The sequence below is a fragment of the Caballeronia concitans genome, from assembly GCF_001544615.1.
Lineage (GTDB): Bacteria > Pseudomonadota > Gammaproteobacteria > Burkholderiales > Burkholderiaceae > Caballeronia > Caballeronia concitans.
Window position 1 is genome coordinate 205,781 of the sequence record NZ_FCNV02000004.1, and the last position, 19,097, is coordinate 224,877.

Annotated in this window: 22 protein-coding genes; 12 read left to right on the top strand and 10 right to left on the bottom strand. The window is 61.3% G+C overall.

Annotated elements, in window-relative coordinates:
• Positions 1-29 precede the first annotated feature (29 nt).
• Entirely contained in the window at positions 30-287 is a 258-nt protein-coding gene (locus AWB72_RS13205) for a hypothetical protein (protein ID WP_040052505.1), read from the top strand.
• Between the two features lie 22 nt (positions 288-309).
• Here the strand turns inward: AWB72_RS13205 and AWB72_RS13210 are convergent, their stop codons facing one another.
• From AWB72_RS13210 to AWB72_RS13225, 4 genes are all read right to left on the bottom strand, one after another.
• On the bottom strand, positions 310-654 hold the full coding sequence (locus AWB72_RS13210; RefSeq protein ID WP_040052506.1) for a response regulator: 345 nt from the start codon (positions 652-654) through the stop codon (positions 310-312).
• 96 nt (positions 655-750) lie between these two features.
• Positions 751-1,545, bottom strand: coding sequence for an EAL domain-containing protein (locus AWB72_RS13215; protein ID WP_040052507.1), 795 nt, complete (start codon positions 1,543-1,545; stop codon positions 751-753).
• A gap of 109 nt (positions 1,546-1,654) precedes the next feature.
• On the bottom strand, positions 1,655-2,224 hold the full coding sequence (locus AWB72_RS13220; RefSeq protein WP_244285615.1) for a hypothetical protein: 570 nt from the start codon (positions 2,222-2,224) through the stop codon (positions 1,655-1,657).
• Positions 2,221-3,075 (bottom strand): oxidoreductase, encoded by an 855-nt coding sequence (locus AWB72_RS13225; protein ID WP_374728895.1) that lies wholly within the window; start codon positions 3,073-3,075, stop codon positions 2,221-2,223. The genes AWB72_RS13220 and AWB72_RS13225 overlap by 4 nt, the downstream gene beginning before the upstream one ends.
• A gap of 311 nt (positions 3,076-3,386) precedes the next feature.
• On the opposite strand from AWB72_RS13225, the gene AWB72_RS13230 reads away from it, so the two are divergent.
• Entirely contained in the window at positions 3,387-3,590 is a 204-nt protein-coding gene (locus AWB72_RS13230) for a cold-shock protein (RefSeq protein ID WP_008347993.1), read from the top strand.
• A gap of 220 nt (positions 3,591-3,810) precedes the next feature.
• On the top strand, positions 3,811-4,245 hold the full coding sequence (locus AWB72_RS13235; protein ID WP_244285628.1) for a hypothetical protein: 435 nt from the start codon (positions 3,811-3,813) through the stop codon (positions 4,243-4,245).
• Positions 4,246-4,466: 221 nt separating this feature from the next.
• Here the strand turns inward: AWB72_RS13235 and AWB72_RS13245 are convergent, their stop codons facing one another.
• On the bottom strand, positions 4,467-5,234 hold the full coding sequence (locus tag AWB72_RS13245) for a sulfite exporter TauE/SafE family protein (protein WP_040052510.1): 768 nt from the start codon (positions 5,232-5,234) through the stop codon (positions 4,467-4,469).
• Between the two features lie 81 nt (positions 5,235-5,315).
• Between AWB72_RS13245 and AWB72_RS13250 the strand changes: the two genes are divergently transcribed.
• Positions 5,316-6,200, top strand: coding sequence for a LysR substrate-binding domain-containing protein (locus AWB72_RS13250; RefSeq protein WP_040052511.1), 885 nt, complete (start codon positions 5,316-5,318; stop codon positions 6,198-6,200).
• Between the two features lie 3 nt (positions 6,201-6,203).
• On the opposite strand, the gene ppk2 is transcribed toward AWB72_RS13250, so the two are convergent.
• Both ppk2 and AWB72_RS13260 read right to left on the bottom strand, forming a co-directional pair.
• A complete protein-coding gene (gene ppk2 / locus AWB72_RS13255) occupies positions 6,204-7,277 on the bottom strand; it encodes a polyphosphate kinase 2 (RefSeq protein ID WP_040052695.1) in 1,074 nt (357 codons plus the stop codon).
• Positions 7,278-7,361: 84 nt separating this feature from the next.
• Complete coding sequence (locus AWB72_RS13260; protein WP_040052512.1) at positions 7,362-7,583, bottom strand: HP1242/YdcH family protein; 222 nt, start codon at positions 7,581-7,583, stop codon at positions 7,362-7,364.
• Between the two features lie 262 nt (positions 7,584-7,845).
• Between AWB72_RS13260 and AWB72_RS13265 the strand changes: the two genes are divergently transcribed.
• From AWB72_RS13265 to AWB72_RS13295, 7 genes are all read left to right on the top strand, one after another.
• Positions 7,846-8,166, top strand: a complete 321-nt coding sequence (locus tag AWB72_RS13265; RefSeq protein WP_087128116.1) for a hypothetical protein — start codon at positions 7,846-7,848, stop codon at positions 8,164-8,166.
• A 121-nt stretch (positions 8,167-8,287) separates the two neighbouring features.
• A complete protein-coding gene (locus AWB72_RS13270) occupies positions 8,288-9,181 on the top strand; it encodes a LysR family transcriptional regulator (protein WP_040052513.1) in 894 nt (297 codons plus the stop codon).
• A 180-nt stretch (positions 9,182-9,361) separates the two neighbouring features.
• The gene (locus AWB72_RS13275) at positions 9,362-10,723 is read left to right on the top strand and encodes an MFS transporter (RefSeq protein WP_052450089.1); all 1,362 of its coding nucleotides are present in this window, start codon (positions 9,362-9,364) and stop codon (positions 10,721-10,723) included.
• A 19-nt stretch (positions 10,724-10,742) separates the two neighbouring features.
• Positions 10,743-11,783 carry an amidohydrolase family protein gene (locus tag AWB72_RS13280; RefSeq protein ID WP_040052514.1) on the top strand — a complete coding sequence of 347 codons (1,041 nt, stop codon included), beginning with the start codon at positions 10,743-10,745 and terminating at the stop codon, positions 11,781-11,783.
• Positions 11,780-12,448, top strand: a complete 669-nt coding sequence (locus AWB72_RS13285) for an RraA family protein (protein WP_040052515.1) — start codon at positions 11,780-11,782, stop codon at positions 12,446-12,448. Before AWB72_RS13280 ends, AWB72_RS13285 begins: the two co-directional genes overlap by 4 nt.
• A 298-nt stretch (positions 12,449-12,746) precedes the next feature.
• Positions 12,747-14,120, top strand: a complete 1,374-nt coding sequence (locus AWB72_RS13290) for a sigma-54 dependent transcriptional regulator (protein WP_040052516.1) — start codon at positions 12,747-12,749, stop codon at positions 14,118-14,120.
• A 116-nt stretch (positions 14,121-14,236) separates the two neighbouring features.
• Entirely contained in the window at positions 14,237-15,118 is an 882-nt protein-coding gene (locus tag AWB72_RS13295) for an isocitrate lyase/PEP mutase family protein (protein ID WP_040052517.1), read from the top strand.
• A 51-nt stretch (positions 15,119-15,169) separates the two neighbouring features.
• On the opposite strand, the gene AWB72_RS13300 is transcribed toward AWB72_RS13295, so the two are convergent.
• Entirely contained in the window at positions 15,170-15,469 is a 300-nt protein-coding gene (locus tag AWB72_RS13300; RefSeq protein WP_040052518.1) for a DUF4148 domain-containing protein, read from the bottom strand.
• A 238-nt stretch (positions 15,470-15,707) separates the two neighbouring features.
• Here AWB72_RS13300 and AWB72_RS13305 point away from each other — a divergent pair, with 238 nt between their 5' ends.
• Positions 15,708-16,001, top strand: coding sequence for a DUF1330 domain-containing protein (locus tag AWB72_RS13305; RefSeq protein ID WP_040052697.1), 294 nt, complete (start codon positions 15,708-15,710; stop codon positions 15,999-16,001).
• 50 nt (positions 16,002-16,051) lie between these two features.
• Here the strand turns inward: AWB72_RS13305 and treA are convergent, their stop codons facing one another.
• On the bottom strand, positions 16,052-17,692 hold the full coding sequence (treA, locus tag AWB72_RS13310; RefSeq protein ID WP_040052519.1) for an alpha,alpha-trehalase TreA: 1,641 nt from the start codon (positions 17,690-17,692) through the stop codon (positions 16,052-16,054).
• Between the two features lie 235 nt (positions 17,693-17,927).
• Entirely contained in the window at positions 17,928-19,079 is a 1,152-nt protein-coding gene (locus AWB72_RS13315) for an aldose epimerase family protein (protein ID WP_087128118.1), read from the bottom strand.
• Positions 19,080-19,097 lie beyond the last annotated feature (18 nt).

Below are 19,097 nucleotides of genomic sequence, written 5' to 3' on the forward strand. Positions count from 1 at the left end.
AGGCGTACATTTCGCAGTAAACTGCACGAATGGAAAAGTGCCCTTACTGCGAAAGAATCCGCGACGAATGGGACTGTCACGGACAAGACTGCCGAACCGCCATCGCACGTGCGCTGCGCAGACAGCGCATGGGCCTGCCCATGGTTCCGAACGTCATACGCAATGAAATCGCGGCAGGCGCGAGCACCGGCGAAGTGATCGCGCAACTGTCGCGTCAACGCTTGCGCGCTCGACGCGCCAATGAAGAGCGTCGCGCGCGAAAGGCTGCGGAAGACATGGATCTGTAGCTGAAGAAAAGCGTCAAGCGCTTTAGCACGCGTTCAGCACCGCTCTGAAGCCATCCGCGGTGAATGGCTTGAGGAAAAATCCGTCGAAGTGCTCGTGCGCATCATTCTGGTGCCGGTCATCGCCCGTGACCGCCACGACACACGCGAGCCTGCTCGGCCCCGCCGCGCGCAAACGCCGGCATAAATCCCGACCGTCGACATCGGGCAAGCCGAGATCGAGGAAGATCGTGTCGTAGCTGTGGGCGGCGGCGAGCAGCATCGCCTGATGACCGTCATAAGCGACGTGCGCGACGTGACCCAGCGACACCGCGAGGTCTCTGAATGCATCGCAAAGATGGGTGTCATCTTCTACAAACAAGACAAGCATGATCGGTCATCCGGAAGCGTTGGTTCCCTTCCCATGCAAGGGCGTTGCCTTCGCGTTTTCAGGTCACGCAACATTCACGCAAAAAGCGAGCCACGCTTAAAGAGCGAAAGATTGCGCGCTCAACGAAGGAACTGCCGCAAAAGCGGGCTTGGCAAAGAAGTAGCCCTGCATCAGTTGCACATCGTTGGCGACGAAGAAGTCGCGCTCGCCCTTGGTCTCGATGCCTTCCGCGATCACGCGAACGCCGAGATCGCGGCAGATGGCGAGCACGCCGCGCACGATGCGTTGCCGCACCGTATCCGTATCGATGCCGCGCACGAGATCCATGTCGAGCTTGATGAGATCCGGCTGGAAATCGGCGAGCAGCGTGAGGCCCGAATAGCCCGCGCCGAAATCGTCGATAGCCGTCTGGAAACCGAAACGCTTATAGGCGCGAAAAATATCGACGAGATGCGGCCGGCTGATGATGTCCTCGCCCTCCACCGTCTCGAAGATGATTCGCTCGATCGGAAAGCCGTGCTTGTCCGCCGCTTCGAAGGTACTGCGAATGCAGGCCTCGGGCCGATACACCGCGTTCGGCATGAAGTTGATCGAGAGGAAGCCTTCCATCCCGAGTTGCGCGGCCTGCGCGATGGCCGTCGTGCGGCAGCGCTGGTCGAAGTGGTAGCGATTCTCGGCGTTCACCTTCCCCAGCACCGTGCCTGCCGGTTCGCCTTGCGGTCCGCGAACGAGCGCTTCGTGTGCATAGGCGACGCCGGCCTTGACATCGACGATCGGCTGAAACGCGAACGCAAGCGCAATCGTCGAATCGGGATCGGTCTTGCATCCCGCGCAGCCCGGCGAAGCCGAGTGAATTGCAATCGTGCTGGCAGCGCCTTTAGCATCGCTCATGAATGAATCCTGTATCTTTATCCGATGCCGCGTTTCGACAAGTCAACATGACCGATCATGCAAGCGCGCATCAAGACCTTTAACGGCACGCGCGTTCCAGTCCTTTAACTTACTTGCAGCGCTCCCGCATGGCCTGAAGGCGAATCTCGTCGACGATACCGCGCTTCGTCATTTCTTCGAGCGCCTGCAATGCGGGCCGCGCGCCGCAAATCAAGGCGGCTTTGGCGTCGGCATCGAGTTCGAGTGCAATCGCGCGCCTCGCGCCATGCGCTCGCCACGCTTTGAAGAACATCGCCACGACGAACGCAAACACAGCACCAGGGACGGACACGCGCCACAGGTCTTCATCGGGCCACGCCGCGAACATGACGCACGGCCCCGCGATGAGCGCCGCCACGCCGAGCACGGTCCACGCGAAGTCGAGCAAAAGCGCCCGTCGTTGCGTGGCATGCGCCACTTCATGCGCGATCACGAGCCGCAGCAAAGGCTCGGGCAACAGAAGCGTGCGTGCATCGACTTCAATGCGATCGAAGAGCGCTTCATAGCATGGCCCCGAATTCGTCGCGACGAACCGCACGACGGGCGGCGCGATGCCGAGCGCCGCCGCATCGTTCGCGACGAGACGCGACACATGTTGCTCGGCCGTTTCCATGATCGATGCAAAGACGAACGCCGTCACTCGATGGGGTTATCGCTCCACGCGCTGCGTTCCTGCCATGCGTCGAGGTCCGTATTGAGCCGCGCGAGCTTGCCGCGCACGAGGTCCATGCCCGCATTGCCGAGCACGAGATGCGCAGGCGGTTGCGGCGCGAGCACCGCTTCGATGATGACTTGTGCCGCACGCGCGGGATCGCCCGGTTGCTTGCCGCTCTTCTCTGCGATGCCCGCGCGGCGGCGGCCCGCGACTTCCGCGTAATCGTCGATGGCCTGTTGCGTCTGCTTGAGCGAGCGCCCCGCCCAATCGGTGCGAAACGGTCCGGGTTCGACCGCCGTGACCTTGATGCCGAGTGCTTCCGTTTCGCGGGCAAGCGCTTCGCCCAGGCCCTCCAGCGCGAACTTCGTCGCCGCGTAGTAACCGCTGCCGGGATTGCCGACGAGCCCGCCCACCGACGTGATATTGACGATATGCCCAGAGCGGCGCTCGCGCATGCCGGGCAACACGGCGCGGATCATCGCGGCCGCACCGAAGAAGTTCGCTTCGAACATCGCGCGCACCTCGTCGTCCTCGCCTTCTTCGACGGCGGCGAGATAGCCGAAGCCCGCGTTGTTGACGAGCACATCGACATGACCGAACGCCTCGCGCGCATCGCTCATCGCGGCCGCAATTTCGTCGGGGCGCGTCACGTCGAGACGAACGGCGATCGCGCGGCCGTCCGCACGCTCGACGAGATCCGTCACGCTATCCGGGTTTCGCGCGGCAACGACTGCGCGCCAGCCGCGCTCGATAACGGCAGCGGCCAGTTCCCGGCCGAAGCCGGTCGAGCAACCCGTGATGAACCAGACAGGCGATTCGTTCGACGACAATGACATTGCGAGTCTCCGTGAGAGGACATTGACTCACTCATTGTGGACGCAAGTTCGCCAATCTGCCCGGATGCCAGCCGACGCATTCAGTTGGGTTAGTTCGTACGAAACCGAACAGACTCGCGAAACGCAAAGAGGAAAAATGAACCGGTATATTGCGAGCGGCCAAGTAATTTTGGCTTTTATGACGACCGTGCGGCAATAAGCTAAGCAAAAACGCTTATTGGACCAAAATAGCAAGCCGTGGTAAAAATCACTGTCGCTCGAAACGGCGAGCGCATCTTCAACGTTTAATTCGTCTCATAGGGTTTGGAAAAATGGCAACAGGTACGGTCAAGTGGTTCAATGATGCAAAGGGTTTTGGTTTCATCACGCCGGATGACGGCGGCGAAGACCTGTTTGCACATTTCTCCGAAATCCAGTCCAAGGGTTTCAAGTCGCTCCAGGAAAACCAAAAGGTGAGCTTCGAAGTCAAGCAAGGCCCGAAGGGCAAGCAGGCTTCGACTATCCAGCCGCTGTAATACAAGCGGTCTAGCCTCGGTGCACAACGGCCCTTCGGGGCCGTTTGTTTTTTGCGCGTGCGTTATCCGGCGTCGCGATAAATCAGTAGAATCGCGCATCGGCCCCGGCGCCGTGAACCTCCGAAGCGTCCAACTCTTTCTCTGTACCTGCGTGAAGCCGCGAAGCAATCGACAAGAATTCCGTGCATGGGCACGGCCTACAACAAGTGCATTGCTCGTCATGCTCTGGTGCGTGATCGTCAACGCGCATGCGCAATCGTTTGCGGCGAATGCACGCGCGGTTCGCTTCGTGACTGCCGTCGTCATGGACGACTTTCACACGGCGCAAGCAGGCGGCGGCTATGTCTTCTCCTATGAGAAGCAGGAAACGGAAGCGACGCTGACGGCCAAGCTGGAACGCTGGCTTTCCGGCACCGCGCCCGATGCCATCCACATGGAGCCCGCTGAAAAGCAGACGCTCTTCAGCTTCTATTGGGCGGCGAGCATGATGCCCGCGAACTCGCCGTGTTTCGATTCCATCGCGCAAGCGGCTTGCAGCGACGAACTCGCCAAGTGGATGGCGCGCGAACTCGCCGACGATCCCCGCTTCATTCGCGCCTATGAATCGGCGGCCAAACCGCTCGGATTACCGCCGCTCGTGCGCAACGCGCGCTGAGTCACGTTGCCTGCATCGACGATGCCGCGCAGCGCCACGCTTCGCATGTTCGACGCGCGCGCATTGCGGGCGGCGCGTCGGCGAGGCAGTGTGATCGGCCACGTCTTCACGATGCTCGCGCATCCATGCAATCTTCGCGGCCACGCTTGCGAGCACCGAAAGCGCACCGACGGTTTCGAGCAAGGCATCGATCATGATGGTTCGATAAGGAACATGACGCGTCATCGATGCGACAGCATCGGCCCGTAAGTCTTCACGAAGAACGCGACCGTGATGCCTGCGCTCACGAGCAGCGTCCCTGTCCTGATGAGCGCGGGCGATGCGCGCCGGCCCACTTGCGCGCCGCTGTATCCGCCGGCAATGGCGGCCACGAGCATCGCGATGGTCTCGGGCCAGCGCACGGCATGCGCCACGGCGAACGTGATCACCGCAACCGAATTCGCCGCGCTCACGAGCAGCGTGCGCGGCGCATTGAGGCTCTTCAGGTCGCGCGTGTCGAGCAAGCCCCACACGGCCATCATCATGATGCCGACCGCGCCGCCGAAATAGCCGCCATAGACGCCCAGCGCGAATTGAATAGCGAGCACGGCGGGCGCGCCGATGCGCCAACGCCTGCGCAACGCTTCGCCGAGCCGTCGCCCGAAGGCCAGCGTCAGGCTCGCGCATAGCAGCAGCCAAGGCAAGACGAACGAAAATGTCGATGACGATGTCGACAGCAACAGCACTGCGCCGGCCAGGCCGCCGAATAGCGTCGCGACGAGCAGCTTGCGCATCGACACGGAGCCGACAGGACCCAGGCCATCGCGATACGCCCATGCGCTCACGGCGCCGCCGGGAAAGAGCGCGACAGTCGACGATGCGTTCGCCTGGACCGGTGGCACCCCCGCCGCAATGAGCGCGGGCAGGCTCACGAACGATCCGCCGCCGGCCAGCGCATTCATTGCCCCCGCGACGAATCCCGCGAAGATCACTACGATGAGAGGTTCCATGCGGCAAATCGTAGCGAGCGCGGTGCGCGCTTACAATCTGGCATTTCCTTTGCGAGGCTTCGGCGCGGCCGAAGGCACGGCATGCGTTTCGATCTCACCGACATGCGTCTCTTCCTGACCGTGATCGAACGCGGCAGTATCACAGCAGGCGCGCAGGCCATGCATCTCGCGCTGGCATCGGCGAGCGAGCGGATCGCGGGCATGGAAGCGGCGTTGGGCGCGCCGCTTCTCGAGCGCAATCGGCGCGGCGTGCAAGCGACGGCCGCAGGCGAGAGCTTCGTGCGGCACGCGCGCATGATTCTCGGGCAGGTCGAACAGATGCGCGGCGAATTGCGGACCTACGCAACGGGCCTCAAAGGCCGCATCAAATTGATGTCGAATACGGCGGCATTGGCGGCCTATCTGCCGCCGCGGCTCACGCGTTTCCTTGCGGCGCACCCCGACTTGTCGATCGATCTCGATGAGCGGCCCAGTTCAGAAATCGTGCAGGCCGTGATGGAAGGACGCGTGGACCTGGGCATCGTCGCCGATATCACGGACCTGGCGAGCCTCAAGACGCATGTGGTGGCGCAGGATCAGCTTGTCGTGGTGACGAGCCGCACGCATCGCGTGGCGAACGAAAGCGCGGTGGCGTTCGCGGATATCGTGGGCGAAGCGTTCGTGGGACTCGCGGACGCCGCGCTGGAGATGCATCTTGCCGAGCGCGCGTCTCGGCTTGGCCGACAGCTCAATTACCGCATTCACATGCGCAGCATCGACAACGTGGGAATGCTCGTCGAAGCGGGCATTGGCATCGCCATTCTTTCGCGTGCGTCGGCGCAATTGCTCAAGCGCCCCGGGCTCGTGATGGCGCCGCTATCCGAGCCTTGGGCCACGCGTCGCCTGCATCTATGCGCCCGCTCCTTCGATGCGCTCACGCCGCAAGCAAGCCTGCTTGCGCACGAGTTGGTGACAGCCGACGCTTGAAGATCAGAACGCACGCCCGACGATAAATGGATCGACAGGCCCGATGGTCTGGACATCGCGATTCGCATACGGCAAGCGATGCAGCACGTAGCGCATGGCATTGAGCCGTGCGCGCTTCTTGCAATCGGAACGCACCACGGTCCAGGGCGTATCGGCGGTATCGGTGTGAGCGAACATCGCTTCCTTGGCGGCGGTGTAGTCCTCCCACTTGTCGAGCGATGCGAGGTCGACCGGACTCAGCTTCCATTGCTTGAGCGGATGCACTTCACGTTCCTTGAAACGGCGACGCTGCTCCGCGCGGCTCACCGAAAACCAGAACTTGATGATGTGCACGCCGCTCTGCGTGAGATGACGCTCGAACGCGGGCACCTGTTGAATGAACGCGTCGTACTCCTGGCTCGAGCAGAAGCCCATCACGCGTTCGACGCCCGCGCGGTTGTACCAGGAACGGTCGAACAGAACGATCTCTCCCGCTGTCGGCAAATGCTCCACGTAACGTTGAAAGTACCACTGGCCGCGTTCACGTTCTGATGGTTTTTCCAGCGCAACGACACGCGCGCCACGCGGATTCAGATGTTCCATGAAACGCTTGATCGCGCCGCCCTTGCCCGCCGCGTCGCGACCTTCGAACAGAATGACGACACGCTGGCCCGTTTCCTTGACCCACGCCTGCAGCTTGAGCAATTCCACTTGCAGCCGATACTTCTGCTTCTCATACGCCTGCCGCGACATGAGATGCTTGTACGGGTAGCCGCCATGACGCCAGCCCGGCGCAAGCTCTTCGTCCTGACGCTGACGGCGCGAACCCTGCGCACCGATCGGCGATGCGCCTTCCAGCAAATACGCGCGCAACGTTGCGATCTCATCCGGCGACAGGCCGCCCATCATCGCCTTCAACGTATCGAGCCGCGTTCCGACGCTGCCGGATGCGGCGCTCACGAGAATGTCTTCCATGCTGCTGGAAATCAGTTCGTTCGCGGCATCGACCGCCTCTTGCGTTTCGCGCCTGATCACATGCTCCGACGCTTCGACGACGCTGACGTCGCCGTCCAGATCGTCCTTCGCGGATCGTTGCACAGTCTTGCTTCTGTTTCCCTCGGATGGGTGCGCGGTTTTCACGTTCAATCTCTCCCTGGCATGCTGCGGTGTTGGCTTGAATTTTTAAGCGGCTTGCGCGGCTTTTCGCAGCACGACGTACATCTTGTCCTTCAACAACAGCTTTTCCTTCTTGAGCGATTCGATGGCGAACGCATCCGCGGGCGTCACGCCGCTTTCCATGTTCTGAATCTCATGGTCGAGTTGATTGTGACGCTCGAAGAGCCTGGCGAAATGCGCGTCTTCTGTCTTGAGGCGGGAAATGAGGTCACGGTATTCGGGAAACATGGAGCTCTCCAATGCAAAATCGGCTAGGTACTGCGTAGTACATCTTACCGATTGAGTGCAGCGCTTTCGTCCGGATATTGCACTCTGCTCATGCGTGATATCGCCGCAGTTCGAGCGTCGGGCATCGACCGCGCATGTAGGCGAAAGGCGAATCGTGGTGCCTTGTCACCGTAAGCAGAAACCCTCCTGCACGCAGGCAAGCTACTTGCGCACAATGGACAGGCTGTCCGGGCGCATCGAGCGTCCCTTGTGGAGGATCATCATGAAGACAAATCGCATTGCCGCCGCCGCACTGTCGATGGCCGTGGCCGCCGTTTGCATGGCCGATGCCGCGCATGCCGACAGCAGCGCCGCCCATAAACTCGGGCAAATAGGCGTCATCAACCAGACGCTTCAGCCGAAGCCGCCGAGATCATCGCCTGGAGCCAATACCAATTCGACGACCCAAAGCCCGGCCACATCGGGATATTCGGCCAATCCATCAAACAGCGGGGCATACAACGCCAATGCAGCGAACGCCGCGAATTCAGCGAATTCAGCGAACGCGGCCAATGCTGCTGCGGGAGCGCGCAACGGCCGTTAAAAAACAGCAAGCTCTGTCTGGTGCAAGCGCGCGGTGCCGCTCGCTATCATGTTGCGTTGACGAGGGTGATGTCCTCGTCCGTCATCGAAAAAAAAATGCACCGCCGCAGGAGCGCCACGCAATGAATTTACGGGGATTGCAATGCTTCATCGTGCTTGCTGAAGAGCTGAACTTCAGCCGCGCGGCGGAGCGCCTTCATATCGCGCAACCTGCGCTTTCGCAGCAAATCCGCGCGCTCGAGGCGCGGCTCGGCAGCCAGCTCGTCGATCGCGGCAGCCGGCCGCTGCGGCTGACCGAAGCGGGCAGCTACTTTCATACCGAAGCACGCGAGATACTGCAACGCTGCGAGCAGGCGACGCTCGGCGTGCGCGACATCGGCGCGGGCACGCATGGCTGGCTCGCCATCGGCTTCACGCGCTCCGCGATGTATAGCGTGCTGCCGCCCGCGCTCAAGGCCTTTCATTCGGCGTATCCGAAAGTCGAATTAAAGCTGTTCGAAATGTTGACCGAGGAACAGGCCGATGCCTTTCGCGACGCGCGCATTCATGTCGGCATCGGCAGACAGGCGCCCGATGTGCCCTCGTGCACCACGCGCACGCTGCTGAACGAACGCGTGATGGCGGTGCTCGCTTCCGATCATCCGCTTGCGAAACGCAAGACCGTGCGCATCGGCGAACTCGCGACGACGCCGCTGATCGTCTATCCGAAGCATCCCGCTGCGCAGTTCCCTCGTCTGATCGCTTCGCTGTATCGCGATGCAGGCGTCGCGCTCAACATCGCGCATGAAGCTTACGAGATTCAGACGGCCATTGCGCTCGTCGCTGCGGGGCTCGGCGTGACCTACGTGGGTGAATCCGTCGCGCGCCACGGGCGATCCGATGTGGTGTATCGGCATCTCGCGGGGCCTGGCGCGGCGCAGATCACGTCGCTGACAGCGAGCTTTCGAACCGGCGATACATCGCCTCATCTGCAAGCGTTCCTCGCGTGTCTTCCATCGGTCGATACGCCACGCTAAAGCGCTGCCCAAGCGTTCGCGCACGCTATAAGCAAAAGCCTATACAAGGATACGCAATCCGTCTTGGACGACTGCGCCTCGCGTCCCTATGATCGTCGTTCGTGACCGGGCGAATCAATGCGCCCGCATCACGCCATCACATAGACGCGGGCAAAAAGCCTGCGCAGCATGGAGACGAAGATGAACCAGGCGCTTTCATCGGAAAGAGAATCAGCCATCGCGTCCGCGACGATGCGCAAGGTCTACGGCCGCCTCATGCCGTTGCTCTTCGCGATGATGTTCTTCAATTACCTCGACCGCATCAACATAGGGTTCGCCGCGCTGGACATGAATCACGCGCTGAACTTCAGTCCCGCGGTATTCGGTTTCGCAGGCAGCGTGTTCTTCGTCGGCTACATGCTGCTCGAAGTGCCGAGCAATCTCTTGTTGCATCGCGTGGGCGCACGGCGATGGATCGCGCGCATTCTCATTACATGGGGCGCGGTCGCGGCCGCCACCGCGTTCGTCTTCAACGATACGAGCTTCTATGCCGTGCGCTTTCTGCTCGGCGTGATGGAAGCGGGCTTCTTGCCGGGCGTCGCGGTGTACCTGACGAAGTGGTTTCCCGAGCGCTACCGCGCGCGCGCGGTGGGCGGCTATATCATCGCGGGCTCGTTTTCAGCGGTGCTCGGCGGTCCCGTTTCGACCGCATTGATGACCTACGCGAACGGCGTGCTGGGTCTCGCGGGCTGGCAATGGATGTTCATCTGCGAAGGCGTACCCGCGATGCTGCTTGGCGTCATCACATTGCGCGTGATGCAGGAACGTCCCGCGGATGCGACGTGGCTCACCGCCGACGAAAAGCAATGGCTCGAAAGCACGCTGCAAGCGGAGCGCAATGCGTTGGGCGGCCACACGCATGTATCGATGTGGCGCGTGGCGGGCGATATCCGCGTCTGGAGCCTCGCCTGTCTCTTCGGCTGCGCGCTCGTCGGCATCTATGGGCTCTTTTTGTGGCTGCCGCAGATCGTCAAGAGCCTGGGTCATCTGAGCAACATGGAAGTGGGTTTTCTCTCGGCTGCGCCGCCCTTGCTCGGCGTACTCGGTACGTTCGTCATCAGCCGCAGTTCGGACCGCACCGGCGATCGCAAGAAGCACCTCGCATTCGTCTATGGCATGAGCGCAGTGGCGATCGCGGCAAGCGCGTATGCACCCTCGCCTGTCATCGCGTATGCGTTGCTGTGCGTGACCGGCCTCTTCATCTATGCCGGCAATCCGCTCTTCTGGAGTCTTGCCGCTTCGTTTCGAACGGGCGCGGCGGGCGCTGCGACCATCGCGCTCATCAACACGATTGCGCAATTCGGCGGGCTCGTCGGGCCGTGGAGCATCGGCCTCGTGCGTAATGCAACCGGCAGCTTCAAGCTCGCGCTGGTGACCATCGCTGCATTCCTTGTCGTTGCAACGCTCATTGCGCTCGTGATGCGCGTGCGTCCGTCCGAAGACGAAGCGGCGCATGCGGACGAAAACGCCGATGCGCGCAGCGATGCCAGCCAATCCATTTGACACACACGCGAGTCATTTCATGATCATCGATTGTCACGGCCATTACACGACGTCGCCCCCCGAACACGAAGCATGGCGCACGCGCCAGATCGAAGCGCTCGCCAACGGCACGACGGTTCCGCCGCGCCCGAGCATAAGCGACGAGCAGATCAGCGAGACGATACGCAACGCGCAATTGCGCGTGCAGCGCGAGCGCGGCATCGATCTCACGATCTTCTCGCCGCGCGCCGCGGGCATGGGTCATCACCTCGGCGATGCGAATGCCAACGCGCTATGGTCGGCTGAATGCAACGACCTCATTCATCGTGTCGTTTCGCTCTTTCCGCAGGACTTCATCGGCGTATGTCAGTTGCCGCAAGCGCCCGGCGTGAATCCCGCCAATTGCATTCCCGAGTTGCGGCGCTGCGTTGAAGAGCTGGGCTTCATAGGCTGCAATCTGAATCCCGATCCTTCGGGCGGTCATTGGTCCGGTCCGCCGATGACGGACCGTCACTGGTATCCGCTTTACGAAGCGCTCGTCGATCTCGATGTCCCCGCGATGATTCACGTGTCGTCGTCGTGCAACCCGAACTTCCATGCAACGGGCGCGCATTACATCAATGGCGATACGTCCGTGTTCATGCAATTGCTCACGGGTAATCTGTTCGCGGACTTTCCCACGCTGAAGTTCATCATCCCGCACGGCGGCGGCGCGGTGCCGTACCACTGGGGACGCTATCGCGGTCTTGCGCAAGACATGAAGCAGCCGCTCTTGTCCGAGCATCTGCTGAACAACGTGTTCTTCGATACCTGCGTCTATCACCAGCCCGGCGCGGAACTGCTGGCTCGCGTGATACCGGCGAAGAACATCCTGTTCGCATCGGAGACGATCGGTGCGGTGCAAGGGATCGACCCGGAGACAGGACATCATTTCGACGATACGCGCCGCTATATCGACGGCATCGCGTGGCTCGCGACCGAAGACAAGCAGCGCATTTTCGAAGACAACGCGCGCGCCGTTTATCCGCGCCTCGGCGCAAGACTCGAACAACAACTCTCGATGCAAGGAGTCGCATCATGAATGCTCCCGGATGGCGGCATCACCCGTCCGCCGCTCAAGCCAGCCCTCAGACGCTCGACGCGCTGAAGGCGCTTGCCGTGTCGCTTCTCTCGGACAACATGGCGCGCGCATCGGGCGCCGTGGGTCTCACGCCGTTTCATCGGCCAAAAGCGATGGCCGGCACGGCCGTCACGGTGCGCACGCGCCCCGGCGACAATCTCGCGATTCACGCGGCCTTCGACGACTGCCGCCCCGGCGACGTGCTCGTGATCGATGGCGGCGGCGACCTGCATCAGGCGCTCATGGGCGACATCATGGCGAGCTATGCGGAAAGTATCGGCATTGCGGGACTTGTGATCGACGGCGCGATCCGCGACGTGGCCGCGCTGCGTGCGCGCGACTTTCCGGTCTATGCGAAAGGCGTCACGCATCGCGGACCTTACAAGAACGGTCCCGGTGAGATCAACGTGCCGGTGACGGTCGGCGGCATGGTGGTGCATCCGGGCGACATCGTCGTGGGCGACGAAGACGGCGTGCTAGCGATTCCTCAAGCCGATGCAACGGACGTCATCGAACGTGCGCGCGCGCAGGAACAAAAGGAAGCGCAAGCGTTGCGTTCCATCGCAGCCGGCGCGTTCGACCGCTCATGGGTGACCGCTCAGCTCGAACGCGCGATGAAGGGTTAACCCTTTCCACCGCTTTTCTTCACGAACCGACGCTTAAGGCTTGCTTAGCGCAGGCCAGTAAAACGTTCCTGCGGCCGATCGGCGCTTAGCCGTGCGTGGCGGGCGTTGGCTCAAAAAAGGCACGACTGTCAGCCGTTTTTATGAACGCCCGTTCCGCAAAATATGCGCAGGCGTTTTCAATCGGGTTGCGGTCGCCAATGTAAACATTAAAAAGCCGCATATCGTTTGCGCGGCTTTTTACCCCGACGAATCCAAAGGATACTGTGTCCACAAACACACAATATCTGAGAGAAGAATCATGTACGGGGAATCCAGGACGCTCTATTTCGCCGGACGCGCAGTGTCGGAAGACTTGGCCGAACGCCTGCACGCACGCGGCTGGAATATCGAGTACGTCAATCCGGCCAAGCTGCCGAGATTGTCGAGGCATGGCAAGGGCGTCGCTGCGGGCATCGTCGACATGACGAGCAGCGGGTTCATCAAAGACATCGAAGCGCTCACCGCTTTGCTGTCGGGCTATCGCATCGGCTGGGTCGCCACCGTCACCGCCGATCACACGGACGACCCGGAGCTGTGCCGCCTGATCCGCGATTTCTGCTTCGATTACGTGACCGTGCCTTCGTCGGCGGACCGCATCGTCGATGCCGTGGGCCACGCTTACGGCATGGTCTCGCTGCACGATGTCGCCAGCAACGATCCGCAAAAGTCCGATGGCACCGAAGGCGGCATGGTCGGCAATTGCGAAGCGATGAAGGCGCTTTATCGGTCGATCCGCAAGGTCGCGATGACCGATGCGCCCGTCTTCATCTCCGGCGAATCGGGCACCGGCAAGGAACTCACTGCGCACGCCATACACGAACGTTCGGCGCGCCGCTCGCAGCCTTTCGTCGCGATCAATTGCGGCGCGATTCCACCCCATCTTTTGCAGTCCGAACTATTCGGCTATGAGCGCGGCGCGTTCACGGGCGCGAATCAGCGCAAGATCGGCCGCGTGGAAGCGGCGGACGGCGGCACGCTCTTTCTCGATGAAATCGGCGATTTGCCGCTGGAAAGCCAGGCGAGCCTGTTGCGCTTCCTTCAGGAGCGCAAGATCGAACGGCTGGGCGGACAAGGCTCCACGTCGGTGGACGTCCGCATCATCTCGGCGACGCACGTCGACATGCAGACCGCGATGCTCGAAGGACGCTTTCGCGCCGACCTGTATCACCGTTTGTGCGTGCTGCAGATCGACGAACCGCCGTTGCGCACGCGGGGCAAGGATATCGAACTGCTCGCGGATCACATGCTCGAGCGCTTCAGGAAGGATGCAAGCCGGCGGCTGCGCGGTTTCTCGCCTTGCGCGATCGCCGCGCTTCATAACTATGGATGGCCCGGCAACGTGCGCGAACTCATCAATCGCGTACGGCGCGCAATCGTCATGTGTGAAGGACGGCAAATTCTCGCAAGCGATCTCGAACTCGGCGATTACGTCGAAGCGGCACCGACTACGCTCGCCCAGGCGCGCGAGGCGGCGGAGCGGCAGGCTATCGAAGTGGCGCTGTTGCGTCATCGCGGACGGCTTGGCGAAGCCGCCGACGAACTCGGCATTTCGCGCGTCACCCTTTACCGCATGCTGACGGCTTACGGATTGCGCGGCAAAGAGGAGCGGCCATTGCGGGTTTCGGGCGGCTGAATTAGCGCTCACGGTCCGCACGCTTTAACATGGCAGGCAATGGCATCGCGTGCATGACGTAGTGCATTCGCACCGCATGCCTCGATGCCGACCTTCTCTTTTGCGGAAATCCTGCCATGACAACCACTTCTTCCCGCCGCCGCGCCGCGTTTCGTGAACTGGTCAATGCGCGTCGCGGCCTGCTTCTGCCGGGCGCATTCAACGCGATGAGCGCGCGCGTCGCCGCCGATCTGGGCTTCGAGGCGCTCTACATTACCGGCGCGGGCGTCACGAACATGTCGCTCGGCATGCCGGATCTCGGCTTCATCGGCCTCGCGGAAGTCGCGGAACATACGACGCGCATTCGCGATGCAGTCGATTTGCCGCTCGTCGTCGATGCGGATACGGGCTTCGGCAATGCGCTCAACGTGCGCCACACCATCCGCACGCTGGAACGTGCGGGCGCCGACGCGGTGCAACTCGAAGATCAGGTGATGCCCAAGAAATGCGGCCATTTCGCGGGCAAAGGCGTGATTTCGACGAACGAGATGGTCGGCAAGATACACGCCGCCGTCGACGCGCGTGAGGACGAGAACTTCCAGATCATCGCGCGCACGGATGCCTGCGCGGTCGAGGGCTTCGATGCCGCGATCGAACGCGCGAATAAATTCGTCGAAGCGGGCGCGGACATTCTCTTTATCGAAGCGATCGAAACGCAAGAGCAGATTGCGTCGTTGAACAAGCTGGTGAATGCGCCGCAACTGATCAACATCGTGATCGGCGGAAAGACGCCCGTGACGGGCCGGGATGAATTGCAGCGACTCGGTTTCAGCCTCGTGCTGTATGCGAACGCGGCTTTGCAAAGCGCGGTGCGCGGCATGCAAACGGCGCTCGGCGCGCTCAAGGAGCATGGACGGCTGGATGAAGATCCTGCTGTCGTCGCGCCTTTTGCAGAACGCCAAAGGCTCGTGAACAAACCGCTGTTCGACGAGCTCGATCGCAAATACGCTGCGGACTAACTTACTTCACCGGCAGCGTGGCTCGACGCCGCGCCGCCGGATGAGATGCGCTTAGCGGGTGTACATCGCGTTCCAGTCGGCTTTCGAAACGCTATTGCCCGATTGCGTCGTGCCATTCACAGCACCGCCGTAAGCGGTCGCGCCTTGCCGCGCGGCGAGCTTGGCTTCGGCTTGCTGAATGGCATCGGGATAATGCGCCTGATCGCCGTCGCCGACGTGATAACCCACGCTTTGCAGTTCCACGAGTTCCGCACGCACCTGGGCGCGCGTGATCTGGCTGCCTTGCGCGAACGAGAGAGCGGGAACGATCAGAGCGGTGGCGACAACTGCTGCGCGAATCAAAGACTTCATTTTCTTAACTCCAGTGACTTGGGTGCTTGCTTGAACGTTTTCCGAGGACCCCCGGAGTGTCGAAGCAGTGAGTGAAGTCTAGGCCTGTAAGGGTTTCGGGTTAACCCCTAGACACGGAAAGCACTCTTCACTGAAATACGTGGAATCGGCGGAAAGAAGTCTTGGGCGATTATTTGCTATGCTCGCCTTCGCATCGGCGCATCGCGCCAGGTCGCTCAACAAAAAACAGGAGAATCAGATGGCAAAGGCATATTGGGTTAGCGCATATCGCAAGATCAACAAGCCCGACCAGGTCGCCGAGTATTCGAAGCTCGCGACGGTCGCGATCAAGGAAGGCGGTGGCCGGCCGCTCGCACGCGGCGTCGCTTCGATGGCGCATGGCGCGGGCATCGCGGAGCGCACGGTGCTGATCGAATTCGATTCGCTGGATCAGGCACTCGCCACGTTTAACGGCGACAAGTATCAGGAAGCATTGCGCGTGCTGGGCGATGCATGCGAGCGCGATTTCCGCGTCGTCGAAGGCCTGGAATAAGCATCGAAATGCGAGGTGGCGAACGAGCCGCCTCGCTGCGTCAACTTCGGCTATTGGCCCGGCGCGTAGAGATCGAGCAAACGCAAGGTCACGCCATTGGTCCAGCCGAACCCATCCTGCAGCGGATATTCTCCGCCCCCGCCGCCGCCCGTCCCCGTCCCTTCCACGACGTATTTCTCCACGAGCTTTTGCTCCGTGGCATAGACATGATTCACGTCGGCCAGGAAACGCGTGCCAATGGGCTGCGCAAGATCGGCGCGGCCATAACGACGCAGACCCTGAATTGCGATCCAGTGCAGCGGCGCCCAGCCGTTCGGCGCATCCCACTGTTGCGTGGTGTTGTGCGTAGTTGTCGTGAGACCGCCCGGCTTCAGAAGCAAAGTCTCGACCGTCTGTGCCGTGATATGCGCGCGATCGGGCCACGCGGCTCCTGCGAACAAGGGATAAAGCATCGCCGCCGATGGATTGTTGCGCGGCTGCGCGAGCTTCCAGTCATAGTCACCGTAATAGCCGTTGCTGTTCCAGAGATACTTGTTGATGCCGATCGCGCGCCTGGCCGCCTTGCCGATGAACTCCGCCACGCAGTGGAAGTCGTGCGCTTCGCCACAGCCGCGTGCGATCGTGGTTTCGAGGTGGAACATGAGGCTATTGAGATCGATGGGAACGATCGATGTCGTGCGAATGGTCGCTAGCGTCTGGTTGTCGCCGAACCAGCGCGAGCTGAAGTCCCAGCCACTTTCAGCCGCGGCGCGCAGATCGCGATAAACCTCGTTGGCGGGACGGCTCGACACTGAACTCGCGGTCTGCACGTCTTCGAGATACGACTCGTCGCGCGGCGTATCGCGTTCGTCCCAGTAGCGATTGAGGACGGTGCGATCCGGCAGCATCACAACGTTGCGCACGGCCTCGCCCGCTTGCAGCGTATGCGCGCCCTTCATCCAGTAGCTGTATTCGCGGCGCATCTGCGGCAGGTACTTCTGATATACGCGCCCGCCTTCCTTGTGCGCGGCGAGTTCGACCATATAGGAAAAGAACGGCGGCTGCGAGCGGCTCACATAGTAAGTGCGATTGCCGTTTGGAATATGGCCGATCGTATCGATGAGATAAGCGAAGTTGTCGAGCATGTCGTCGACGAGATCTTCGCGGCCCGCTTCCTGAAGGCCGAGCATCGTGAAATAGGTATCCCAGTAGTAGCCTTCGCGAAACCGTCCGCCGGGCACGACATACGGCTTGGGCATGGGAATGAGCGTGCTGTACGGGGGCACCGTGGATGTATTGCGCGTCAGCGCCGGCCAAAGCCAGTTGATATGCTCGCGCAGCGTTTGGTTCGGTGGCGGCGTGATGACCTGATCCGTCGGCGGCGTGAAGTATTGCGCGACGAAAGCGGATAGACTGAAGCCCGGCACCGTGCGCTGCTGAAGATACAGCGCGTTGATTTGCGCGGGGTCCATCTTCGGCGTGGCATCGACGAAAGTCTTTTGATCCGGATAAATCTGCTGCGTTTGCACTGCGACGAACAGTTCGCCATATAACTCACTCGGCGGCGGCGGCACGACATAGCCGCTTTGCGTATCCGCATGAGCGACACTCGCCGCGCTCAAGAAGATCCACGCGCCAACAAGACGACGCGCATTGAACGGGATGTGTTGCGACGCATCACGCGTCTTGCCATACTGCGACAGTACGAACATGTCCACTCCTTCGAAGGATGATGACTCGGACTGGTCCCGCTCGTGCCGCGCTCGCGTTTTTTGGAATATGCAGCAGAGCGAAGCATCTCACGCGCTTCAGGGGAGTGGCAATGGTTTGCTTGAGGGATTCTCGCGAATAGAAGAGACCATTCGACTCGCTCGTAATGCGAAAGCCAAACGTAATGGCGTTGGTCTCAACACTCAAGCCCGTGCGTACCGACGTAAAAGCCAGTGTCTAGCGCACGCTGAACTTCCATACCGTGATTTCATGATATTCATCGCCGGGCCTAAGCTCGGTCGACGGAAACGATGGACGGTTAGGCGAATCCGGAAAGTGCTCGGCCTCCAGCGCAAAGCCATCGGTCTGGCGGTACGCGCTGCCCGATGCACCGGTCACGCTTCCGTCCAGCCCGTTCGCCGTATAGAACTGCAAGCCGGGCTGCGTCGTATAGACATCGAGGACGCGGCCGCTCGACGGGTCATAAGCGCGCGCAGCGAACGAGGGTTCGCCGTCACGCTGGCCCGACTTGTTGAGCTTGTAGTTCTGATCGTATCCACGCGCATAACGTAGCTGAGGAAACGACGAACGCAAGCGCGCGCCGATCGGCGTAAGCGCACGCAAATCGAGTGGCGTGCCTTCCACCGATGCGGTCTCGCCCGTGGGTATCGAATCCGCGCGCATGGGCGTATAGCTCGATGCGGCGATCATGATGAGTTGGTCTTCAACGCTTCCACTGCCCTCGCCCGCCAGATTGAAATAGCTGTGATTCGTGAGATTCACGACAGTCGGCTTGTCCGTCTTCGCGCGATAGTCGATGCGCACTTCGTTGTCGTCGGTGAGTGTGTAGGTGACGTCCACCGTGAGCGCGCCCGGAAAGCCGTTTTCATTATCGGGACTCACATAACGCAGTTGCACGCCCGCGCCGGCCGCGTTCTGGAATGTCCGCACGACCGTCCAAACTTTCTCGTCGAAGCCATGCGGCCCGCCATGCAGCGTATTAGGCGGATCGTTAATAGGCAGTTGATACGTATGTCCGTCGATGGTGAATCGTCCCTGCGCGATGCGATTCGCATAGCGCCCGATCAGACTGCCGAAATGGATGTTGCCGTTATACCGCTCGTAATCGGTGAGCGACGCGAAGCCGAGCACCACGTCCGCACGCCGTCCGCGTCTGTCGGGAACGTCGATTCTCGTGACGATACCGCCATATGTCATGCAACTCACTGACACGCCGCGCGCATTGGAGAGCGTGTATTGCACGACCGGCTGCCCTTGCTGCGTGGCGCCGAAGGGAGCCGATGTGATCGTCGCGGCATGCGCGTTCGATGAAGCGAGCGCTACAAATCCCGCACATAGCGCGACCGTGTTGCGATGAAACATGGTCATGAACGTTCGAATGACAGA

Bases quoted from the DNA above. Each gene is read 5' to 3' on its own strand.
- AWB72_RS13205 (WP_040052505.1), top strand. From the start codon at position 30: ATGGAAAAGTGCCCTTACTGCGAAAGAATCCGCGACGAATGGGACTGT.
- AWB72_RS13210 (WP_040052506.1), bottom strand. From the start codon at position 654: ATGCTTGTCTTGTTTGTAGAAGATGACACCCATCTTTGCGATGCATTC.
- AWB72_RS13215 (WP_040052507.1), bottom strand. From the start codon at position 1,545: ATGAGCGATGCTAAAGGCGCTGCCAGCACGATTGCAATTCACTCGGCT.
- AWB72_RS13225 (WP_374728895.1), bottom strand. From the start codon at position 3,075: ATGTCATTGTCGTCGAACGAATCGCCTGTCTGGTTCATCACGGGTTGC.
- AWB72_RS13230 (WP_008347993.1), top strand. From the start codon at position 3,387: ATGGCAACAGGTACGGTCAAGTGGTTCAATGATGCAAAGGGTTTTGGT.
- AWB72_RS13235 (WP_244285628.1), top strand. From the start codon at position 3,811: ATGCTCTGGTGCGTGATCGTCAACGCGCATGCGCAATCGTTTGCGGCG.
- AWB72_RS13245 (WP_040052510.1), bottom strand. From the start codon at position 5,234: ATGGAACCTCTCATCGTAGTGATCTTCGCGGGATTCGTCGCGGGGGCA.
- AWB72_RS13250 (WP_040052511.1), top strand. From the start codon at position 5,316: ATGCGTTTCGATCTCACCGACATGCGTCTCTTCCTGACCGTGATCGAA.
- AWB72_RS13260 (WP_040052512.1), bottom strand. From the start codon at position 7,583: ATGTTTCCCGAATACCGTGACCTCATTTCCCGCCTCAAGACAGAAGAC.
- AWB72_RS13265 (WP_087128116.1), top strand. From the start codon at position 7,846: ATGAAGACAAATCGCATTGCCGCCGCCGCACTGTCGATGGCCGTGGCC.
- AWB72_RS13270 (WP_040052513.1), top strand. From the start codon at position 8,288: ATGAATTTACGGGGATTGCAATGCTTCATCGTGCTTGCTGAAGAGCTG.
- AWB72_RS13275 (WP_052450089.1), top strand. From the start codon at position 9,362: ATGAACCAGGCGCTTTCATCGGAAAGAGAATCAGCCATCGCGTCCGCG.
- AWB72_RS13280 (WP_040052514.1), top strand. From the start codon at position 10,743: ATGATCATCGATTGTCACGGCCATTACACGACGTCGCCCCCCGAACAC.
- AWB72_RS13285 (WP_040052515.1), top strand. From the start codon at position 11,780: ATGAATGCTCCCGGATGGCGGCATCACCCGTCCGCCGCTCAAGCCAGC.
- AWB72_RS13290 (WP_040052516.1), top strand. From the start codon at position 12,747: ATGTACGGGGAATCCAGGACGCTCTATTTCGCCGGACGCGCAGTGTCG.
- AWB72_RS13295 (WP_040052517.1), top strand. From the start codon at position 14,237: ATGACAACCACTTCTTCCCGCCGCCGCGCCGCGTTTCGTGAACTGGTC.
- AWB72_RS13300 (WP_040052518.1), bottom strand. From the start codon at position 15,469: ATGAAGTCTTTGATTCGCGCAGCAGTTGTCGCCACCGCTCTGATCGTT.
- AWB72_RS13305 (WP_040052697.1), top strand. From the start codon at position 15,708: ATGGCAAAGGCATATTGGGTTAGCGCATATCGCAAGATCAACAAGCCC.
- treA (WP_040052519.1), bottom strand. From the start codon at position 17,692: ATGTTCGTACTGTCGCAGTATGGCAAGACGCGTGATGCGTCGCAACAC.
- AWB72_RS13315 (WP_087128118.1), bottom strand. From the start codon at position 19,079: ATGACCATGTTTCATCGCAACACGGTCGCGCTATGTGCGGGATTTGTA.